The 3,246-nt window shown below is 46.9% G+C and carries 2 protein-coding genes; both read right to left on the bottom strand.

What is annotated here, in order from left to right:
* Positions 1-199 precede the first annotated feature (199 nt).
* Entirely contained in the window at positions 200-2,773 is a 2,574-nt protein-coding gene (locus tag HMPREF1647_RS01055; protein ID WP_035431336.1) for an InlB B-repeat-containing protein, read from the bottom strand.
* On the bottom strand, positions 2,763-3,158 hold the full coding sequence (locus HMPREF1647_RS07035; protein WP_035431334.1) for a hypothetical protein: 396 nt from the start codon (positions 3,156-3,158) through the stop codon (positions 2,763-2,765). The genes HMPREF1647_RS01055 and HMPREF1647_RS07035 overlap by 11 nt, the downstream gene beginning before the upstream one ends.
* Between the last annotated feature and the right edge of the window lie 88 nt (positions 3,159-3,246).

Raw genomic sequence — 3,246 nt, 5'->3', positions numbered from 1 at the left:
CTACCTGTGAAATCAGAATTTAATACTGTTGCTTTAGTTGTGAAGATTGGTTTACAGATTTATGGCTAAAGTAATGAGCCTCATTAGGCTTTTCTGATTGTAGAGTTGTGCCCGCCTGCGGCTACTTCAAGAATATGCAACAAAAAACCCGAGTGCCAAAGCGCTCGGGTTTTGCTTGCGTTAATGCTGTCTTTTACTTCTAGTTACGCTTCCTACGACGCAAAACAAGAGAAGTTCCCAAGGAAGCCACAGAGGTTAGGGCTGTGCTAACAAGAATCACGCTTGAAGCATCGCCAGTATCGGGCAGAGCGCTTTTACGCTTTGCTGGGGTCTGAGGTGCTGCAGGTGCTTCAGGGTTCTTTGTGTAGTAGAACGTGTACTCAAGCTGATCAGCAGAAACATATCCAATGCTGTCACCCTGAAGTGTGTAACCGTCAATCTCACGAGCAGAAACATTCTGCAGGTTGAGCGTCTGGCTGCCAATAACATCGTCGGAATGGATTTGCTCACCAGTCTGTGCGTCAACGTAATGGACGGTATAGCTGTAGCGAGCTTCCTTACTATACGTAAAGGTCAAGACGTTATTCTCGGCATTCTCGCCAAGGACCATAGAACGAGAAGACACATCTACATAGGCATAGTCTCCGCGATCAGCGGCGTCGAGCGCCCACTTGCTGACGAGAGAACCGATTGGAGCAGTCTCGGTTGTGGTTGAGAGAATCTGACCGTCATCTGTCTGGTGAATGACCGTGTAGGAGACGGAGGAGTCGTTCTTCTTCCAGAGTGCGTGGAGGGTAATGTCACCTGTAACTGCTGCAGAGAAGCTGTATACAGAGGGGTTTCCGTTGGTGTAGAGAATCCAGCCAGCAAAGGTGTAGCCTTCTCGTACTGGATCAGCGGGCTTGGTAGCTGCATCTCCGTAGGTGAGCTCCTGCGAGTTGACTGGTGAACCACCCTCAGAGTCAAAGGTAACGGTTGCGGTTAGAGGCACCCATTTGGCATACAACACGGTATTGGTTGCAGGCATAGTGGTGTCGGTAACAGGAGTGCCCACAGTCTCTGAATTATCGTACCAGCCCTTGAAAACATAACCAGGACGTGGAGAAGTTAAAGAGGTGCCAGGAACATCGGTGCTGGCATTAAAGGACTCTCCAAAGAGATGAGAGTGCGTAGCAACAGTTGTACCAGAGCTTACGTAGGTAACGGTATAGGTATTGCGCTTATAGCGGTGCTCAATCAAGTTGGAATTGTAATCAGTGATGAGGTAGTCGAAGTTGTATGGCTGCCAACTGGTCCAACCAAGTGCATCGTAATTGGTTCCATCAAAATGGCCAATGCTCATGCGGTAGCCGTCATACGAAAAACCAGGATGTTTATTCTCGCTTTCAAGATATCCGTCACCATCGTTGTTTGCAATTTCTGTAATCATGCCAGGTCGAGAAAGCGTGTGATCTCCGCCCATATCGTAGGTACCATCAAGATTTTGATAGTAGTAGAAGCGATAACGTGGACCAAGAGCAGTGGAATTGGTATAGCGACCAAAAATTTCAAGCACATTATCTGCAGTAATTGCGGCTCCTGGGTCAGTTGTTTTTGCTTGGACGGTGGTTGCAGTACCGCCAACACCAGGGATTATGCCATACCAATAGTAGGTTCCAGAAGGGTCGTCTGCACGCATGGCGGCGAGCATGTCGTCGCTGTACTTGTTGCCGGTATTGGGGTTGATGGCGTAAGGATTAAACGAGTCACCATAACGAAGCGTAAGCGTTGCAAGAATGGAGCCGTTTATCTTTGGACGCACATTAACGGTGATAGTTGCAAGGTTGTAGTAAACGTTAATAGTGGTAGAGCCATCTGCTGCAATAGGAGTTGGATCGCTCTCGTGGCTGTATGTTTCAAAGCGGAAAACGCCTGTATTTGGCTGGACAGGAGCAGTTGCAGTCATTGTTCCAACAGTTCCGGAAGCTGCGGTGGTTGTAACGTAGTTGTAGTTAGAAGGGTTGTTTGGATCCTGAATAAAATAGGCGTAGTGATACGTTGCTGTTGCTGGAGTCCAAAGTGCCTTTGCAGTAACAGGCTCTTGAGGCATGGTGGTAGGCAAAGAATCTGCAACACCATCGTCATTAAGGTCCCAACCAGCAAAGGTATAGCCAGTTCGTGTTGGATTAGGGACGGCAGGAACAGGATCTCCCGGATTTCCAATTACAGGAGACAGCTCACTACCAGAAGTTGAGAAGTAGATTGCGCTGCGAGGATTGCGATCGTAATAGATGCACTTAACAGCCTTGCCATCTGCGGTAACCTTGAGCGAAAGGTCTGTAGTTGTGCGCACAAAACCTGGATAGGTGACATCGGAAGCGGTAACAATCGAATCGGGCACACCGTAGTTTTCTTCGGAGGACGCCTCAACATAATTGCCGGTAGTCATTTCCTTCATGCGCTTAACGGTGTAGGTAACATAACCAGGCATGTAATAGATGGTCTGTTTAATGTAGTGATCTGAGCCAGAAGCAACGCCAGTAACAGTTGCTTGAGCAGGATCTTCCAGGTCATAGCCGGTGATTGTTGGAGCTGTAACAGACCAAGATTCTCCCTCATTTACAACTTGTTTAGAAGGAGCGTGAATCTCTTCGTCGTTTAATACATTAACGTACGAGACAACAATGGAGTATTTACCTGCGTCTTCAATAGATTCAGCAATTGCAGATGCAGGCAGACTGCTCAAAACAAGAGCAAGAGCAAATAAAATGCTCAAAACTTTCTTAGCGCGCATTATTTCTCCTCAAACAGCAATAAGATAGGTAAATCATAATAAATGGCGAGAAGGATTTGCTGTTCAAGCTGCAAATTGACCGTATATACACAATCCACTTCTCCTTAAGGTGCAGGAGAAGTGGACGAGAAAAATCAATCGATCTAAGTGAACAGAATGCAATGCGCTCGTGAAATTCAGCGTAGTATGAAATTTGTAGATTTGCACCTGCGACCTCGGCAGATTTCTTTACAAAGAGCTTGCCGGATTTCTTGAGCTGATAGGCAAGAATCAGGATGCTTGCCAGCATAACAAGCGTGCAAATGATGGAACCTTCTGCGCCAAAGCTACCGTCGGTAAGCCAATCCTGGCCACTGCCAGGAGAAAAATAGAAATCCGGTGGCATTTTTCATGTCACCAGATTTCTAATGTAAAGTTGCTGTTTAGCTGTTATAAAGCAGTAAGGAACGTCAAACCGCCTAAAATTACACCAG

This window comes from Lancefieldella parvula DNF00906, assembly GCF_000758945.1.
GTDB lineage: Bacteria > Actinomycetota > Coriobacteriia > Coriobacteriales > Atopobiaceae > Lancefieldella > Lancefieldella parvula_C.
Note: the sequence above shows the minus strand (reverse complement) of the source record. Positions and strands in the feature narration are given on the sequence as shown.